General features: G+C 74.2%; 5 protein-coding genes. 3 read left to right on the forward strand and 2 right to left on the reverse strand.

Going from position 1 to position 5,316, the window contains the following annotated elements:
- The first annotated feature begins 40 nt into the window (after positions 1–40).
- A complete protein-coding gene (locus tag G5C65_RS30595; protein ID WP_165302304.1) occupies positions 41–811 on the forward strand; it encodes a thymidine kinase in 771 nt (256 codons plus the stop codon).
- On the opposite strand, the gene G5C65_RS30600 is transcribed toward G5C65_RS30595, so the two are convergent.
- A complete protein-coding gene (locus G5C65_RS30600) occupies positions 777–1,571 on the reverse strand; it encodes a VOC family protein (RefSeq protein ID WP_165302305.1) in 795 nt (264 codons plus the stop codon). The genes G5C65_RS30595 and G5C65_RS30600 overlap by 35 nt on opposite strands.
- Positions 1,572–1,803: 232 nt before the next feature.
- Between G5C65_RS30600 and G5C65_RS30605 the strand changes: the two genes are divergently transcribed.
- Positions 1,804–2,673, forward strand: a complete 870-nt coding sequence (locus G5C65_RS30605; RefSeq protein ID WP_165302306.1) for a sulfurtransferase — start codon at positions 1,804–1,806, stop codon at positions 2,671–2,673.
- A 211-nt stretch (positions 2,674–2,884) separates the two neighbouring features.
- Here the strand turns inward: G5C65_RS30605 and sepH are convergent, their stop codons facing one another.
- Positions 2,885–4,009: a septation protein SepH gene (gene sepH / locus G5C65_RS30610; protein WP_165302307.1), complete on the reverse strand. Its 1,125-nt coding sequence runs from the start codon at positions 4,007–4,009 to the stop codon at positions 2,885–2,887.
- A gap of 441 nt (positions 4,010–4,450) precedes the next feature.
- On the opposite strand from sepH, the gene G5C65_RS30615 reads away from it, so the two are divergent.
- A partial coding sequence (locus G5C65_RS30615; RefSeq protein WP_165302308.1) for a PT domain-containing protein occupies positions 4,451–5,316 on the forward strand: 866 nt, incomplete at its 3' end.

A 5,316-nucleotide genomic window follows, 5' to 3' on the forward strand; every position in this document is an offset into this window, starting at 1 on the left:
CCGTTCCCGCCCCGCTCACGCCATGAAAGGCCGAACTCCCATGCCAGAGCTGGTGTTCTTCTCCGGAACGATGGACTGCGGAAAGAGCACACTCGCGCTCCAGATCGAGCACAACCGCTCGGCCCGCGGACTGCAGGGCATGATCTTCACTCGCAACGACCGCGCCGGCGAGGGCCTGCTCTCCTCCCGGCTCGGACTGGTCGCCGAGGCCGTCGAGGTGGCCGAGGACCTCGACTTCCACGCCCACCTCGTCAAGCACCTCACCGCGGGCGGCCGGACGGACTATGTGATCGTCGACGAGGCGCAGTTCCTCTCGCCCGAGCAGGTCGAGCAGCTGGCCCGGGTCGTGGACGACCTGGGCCTCGACGTCTACGCGTTCGGCATCGCCACCGACTTCCGCACCCGCCTCTTCCCCGGCTCCCAGCGGCTGATGGAGCTGGCCGACCGGACGGAGACGCTCCAGGTCGAGTCGCTGTGCTGGTGCGGCGCGCGGGCCACGCACAACGCCCGCACGGTGGGCGGCAGGATGGTCGTCGAGGGCGCCCAGGTGGTCGTCGGCGATGTCGGCGAGGCGCGCGCCGAGGTCGGCTACGAGGTGCTGTGCCGGCGCCACCACCGCCGGCGGCTGACGGCCGCGGCGGCCGGCGCGGGCGCGCTCTCGCCCGACGTGCTGCCGGTGGACGGCGGGGGCCCGGCGGGCGGCGCGCCCAGGCCGGGCCCCTCCGAGCCGTCCGCCCCGGCCCCGGGGAGCGGCCGGGCCGCGCCGCCGCCCCGGTTCAGCGCAGGTCGCGCTCGGTCCGGATCACACTGAACTGCGCGCCCTCCGGGTCCACGACGGTCGCCAGCCGCCCGTACGGTGAGTCCCGCGGCTCGTGCAGCACGTGTCCGCCCAGGTCCGCCACCTCGTGCACGGCGGTGTCCGCGTCCCGGACGGAGAAGTACGTCTGCCAGTGCGGCCCCCGGTCGCGGGGGAGCGACTGGCCGACCCCGTGGATCCCGGCGACCGCCACCCCGTCCCGGTAGAGGGTCAGATAGTCGAGCTCGGCGGAGACGACCGCCTCCGCGTCGTAGCCGAACACCGTCTGGTAGAACTTCACCGCCGACGACGTCTCACGGGTGACCAGTTCGAACCAGACGGGCGCCCCCATGACGCCCGCTGGTGCGATGCCCAGGCCCGGATACACCGCGTCCTGCCAGACCCCGAAGGGGGCGCCCAGGGTGTCCGAGGCGATGGCCATCCGGCCCGCCGTGTCGGCGTCCAGCGGGCCGACGGCGACGGTGCCGCCGTGCTCCCGGATGAGCATCGCCGTCTCGTCCGCGTCCTCGCTCGCCATGTACGGCAGCCAGGCGACGGGCAGTTGCCGCCCCGACGCCTTCTCGCCCAGCCCGGCGACCTCGTGCCCGCCCGTGACAGCGCGTACGTACGGGCCGAGCTGCTGTGGTCCGGCACGGTACTCCCAACCGAACAGCTGGGAGTAGAACTCCTTGCTGGAATCCAGCCGGTGCACCATCAGGCTCGCCCATGCGGGTGCTCCCGGACTGCGCCGTTGCCGAGTGGCTGCCTCGGTCATCTGCCTCGCTCCTTGGGACCATCATCGATGCGGTCGTACAGTGGATACGCCTCGGCGTCGTTGCCGTGGCCGCGCTGACTCAGTTGCCGTTGCCAGTGCAGATGCTTGCACCACCTGTCGCGCGGCGCTCCCACCCGCGCGGCGTTTTCCACCGCGGGTGTCCGGCCACCGGCGCGGGCGGTGCGCGCTGCCGGGCGCGCGAGCCGCGCCGCCGCTGCGCGAAGATGGCGGTATGAGTGCCATCATCTCCGTAACGGAACTCGCAGGCGACCTGGCGGCAGGCCGGAACCCGGTGCTCCTCGACGTGCGCTACCGCATGGGCGGCCCCTCCGGCCTGGGGGAGTACCGGCGCGGCCATCTGCCGGACGCCGTCTACATCGACTTGGAAACGGAGCTCGCGGGGCCGGCCGCGCCCGGGACCGGGCGTCATCCGCTGCCCGATCCGGACGTGTTCACGGCTGCCATGCGCCGCGCAGGGGTCACCGCGGACCGCCGCGTGGTCGCCTACGACGGCGGCGGGCCGGGCGACGGCTGGGCGGCGGCCCGCTGCTGGTGGCTGCTGCGCTGGGCCGGGCACCCGGACGTGCGGGTGCTGGACGGCGGGCTGGCGGCCTGGACGGAGTACCGGGAGGGCGAGGGCGGGGGAGCGCTGCCGCTCAGCACCGACACCCCCGAGCCGGGCGCCGGCGACTTCACGCCCCGGCCCGGCGGGATGCGGGTGCTGGACGCGGCGGGGGCCGCCGAGCTCGCCCGGCGCGGCCTGCTGCTGGACGCCCGCGCAGCGGAGCGCTACCGGGGCGAGACGGAGCCCGTCGACCCGGTCGCGGGCCATATCCCCGGCGCCGTCTCCGCGCCCACCACGGAGAATCTGACGGACTCCGGCACCTTCCGCACCGCCGAGGCCCTCGCGGGCCGCTTCGAGGCGCTGGGCGCCGCCCCCGAGACGGAGGTCGGCGCCTACTGCGGCTCCGGGGTGTCCGCCGCGCAGCAGGTGCTGGCCCTGGAGCTGGCCGGTATCGACGCCGCGCTCTATGTCGGCTCCTGGAGCCAGTGGGTCGCCGACGGCTCCCGACCGGTGGCCACCGGTCCGGAGACGGGCTGAGCCGTGTCCTGCGGGGCGTGCCGGGCCGGGGCCGGCCCTTGCTGACGCGTCGCGGTCCGCGGGTGCCATACGGGTCCCCCCTGCTTGAAGAGCGTGGGGGAGCGGGCCGGGAGGCGCAGCCCCGGTGCCGGGTACACCGCGCAGCGCGGCGGCCCCGGTGCTCGCCGGATCGTTCCCGCACGGCACGCCGTGCGGGAAGCATCCGGCTCGCTCACTCCTTCTTGCGGCGCGTCCCGAACACGATCTCGTCCCAGCTGGGCACGGCGGCCCGGCGGCCCGGACGGACGCCGTCCGCCTCCGCCTGCCGGTCGGTGCTGCCCTTGAGCCGGTCGCGGTGCGTACCGACCGAGCGGGGCATGAGCACGTCCGCATAGGCCGAGCCCGCGCTCGCGGCGGGTGCGGGGGGCTCCACGGCCTCCGCCTCCTGCTCGGCCTCTCCGTCCGCCTCCTCGCGCTCCTCGGGCTCCTCCCGCGCCGGCGGGGCCTGCTGCGGGGCCTGCTCGGGCACCACCATGTCGCCACGGAAGTTCGGCACCGCTTCCAGCAGGCTGGTCAGCGAGTCCGACTCCTCGCCGGAGTCGGCGGCCGGGCCGGACCCCGGCTCCGCCCCGTCGTCCGCACCGGGCGGCGGGGGCGCGAGCGCGGCGGGCTCCAGCTCGGGCCGGTCGAACCTGCCGTCCCGCTCCGGCCGCTCGCCGCGGTCCCCGCGCTCGCGCGGCAGCCGGGCGATCCGGGGGACGAACGGGAAGCTCGGCTCCGGGGTGTCGTCGGTCTCGCCGATCAGCGCCCGCGCCTCGTCGTCCACGGCCTGCACCAGGCGGCGCGGCGGGTCGTACGTCCAGGTCGCCGAGTGCGGCTGGGCCGCGACGCGGTAGACGAGCAGCACCTCCCAGGTGCCGTCGTCGCGCCGCCAGGAGTCCCAGTGCGTGGTGTCCTTGTCGGCCCCGCGCAGCAGCAGCCGCTCCCGGACGGCCTCGCCCAGCTGCGGGCCGGTGTTCTCGCCGGGGCGGCGCACCGGGGTCTTGCGCGCGCGCTCGGCCATGAAGGCGCGCTCCGCGAGCACCGGGCCCTCGAAGCGGCGCACGCGGTCGACCGGGATGCCCGCGAGCGAAGCGACCTCCTCAGCGGAGGCGCCGGCCCGTATCCGCGCCTGGATGTCCCGGGGCCGCAGGTGGCTCTCCACCTCGATCTCGATCTGGCCGAGCCGCGCGCGGTCGTTCCGGACGGCGGCGCGCAGCCGCTCGTCAATCGGAAGCGTGTATTCCGTGCTGTCGGCAGCCTTGAGCACCAGTCGTGTGCCGTCGTTGCTGACGGCCACGACACGCAGTTCGGGCATGGGGACCTCCCGGGTGGTGCCTGCCGACGTCACGTGCGTCGCTGCTCCCGCTAGACGAGTGTGGCCTGCCCGGGTGCAGCCTGCCACAACCTTGCCGAGTTGCTCGGGGTGCCGGGGCGGCCTTCGGCACTGCCCAGTACCACCGTCATGGCACGGTTACCTCCTCACAACGCACGGTGACCAGGGTGATCGCCGCGAGCAGCCTGCGCCGGTCCAGAACCGGGACCAGGGCTCGTCACACTACTCCATTAGGGCCACCCGGGTGGACCGGCGCGCCGCCGAAGTTGCTCCGGGATAAGGGAGTTGACGCCCCAGAAGTCCATTTCGCCTGGTTAGTGAGGGTGGTGAGGCTCACAGAACCCGGTGAAGCGGAACCATTGGCTTCGCGGAAAAGTCCCGTATTCGTGCACAGTGGTTGGAGTGTGCGATCAGGGGCGGTAAATGAACGATAAGGACAAAAGACATGCGGAGCCGGACACGCGGGAGGAGGGTGGCAAGAAGGAGAAGCGCATTGACCTGAGCCTCACCCAGGTTCTCGGCAGCGCCGTCGCCGCCGTCATCGCCGCCTTCCTCGCCGGTCAGCTCGGTGTGTACGGCACCTTTATCGGCGCGGGGGTCATGAGCCTCCTCGCCACCAGCGGGGGGCCGATCTTCCAGCACCTGTTCAGCAGGACCGGTGAGCAGATCAAGGACGCCGCCGTCCAGGCGAAGCCGCGGACGCGGCGGATGCCGCTCCCCGGCCACACCGGCGAGACGCAGCTGTTCGACCCGACGCTCGCGACGGAGCTGCAGCCGAGCGGGGAGTTCAACGAGGCCACGACGCACGGCACCCGGTGGCGCGGCTGGAAGCGGACGCTGCTGCCGGCCCTGCTCGTCTTCGTGATCGCGGTCGGCGGGATCACCCTCTACGAGGCGGTCTCCGGCCAGAACGTCTCCGGCGGCAAGGGCACCTCGATCACCGACGTCTTCCACGGGGGCGGGTCGTCCGGCGGGGGCAGCGACGAGACCCCCACGCAGACCCCCTCGCCCGGCCACTCGGACAGCGGGGGCGACAGCGGCGGCTCGGGCGGCCAGGACCAGGACCAGGACCGCGGGCGGACCGGCGCACCGGACCAGGACCGCACGGGCGACGACGGCGGCCCCGGCGGGGACTCGGGCGACAGGACCGCGCCGACGGACGGGCCCACGGACCAGCCGACCGACCAGCCCACCGATCAGCCGACCGACCAGCCCGGAGGCTCGGGCGGCAGTGGCGGCGACGGCGGGGCCGGGCAGCAGGACGACAAGGGCGCGGGCGGCGCCGGGGG

Source organism: Streptomyces boncukensis (assembly GCF_011045075.1).
Lineage (GTDB): Bacteria > Actinomycetota > Actinomycetes > Streptomycetales > Streptomycetaceae > Streptomyces > Streptomyces boncukensis.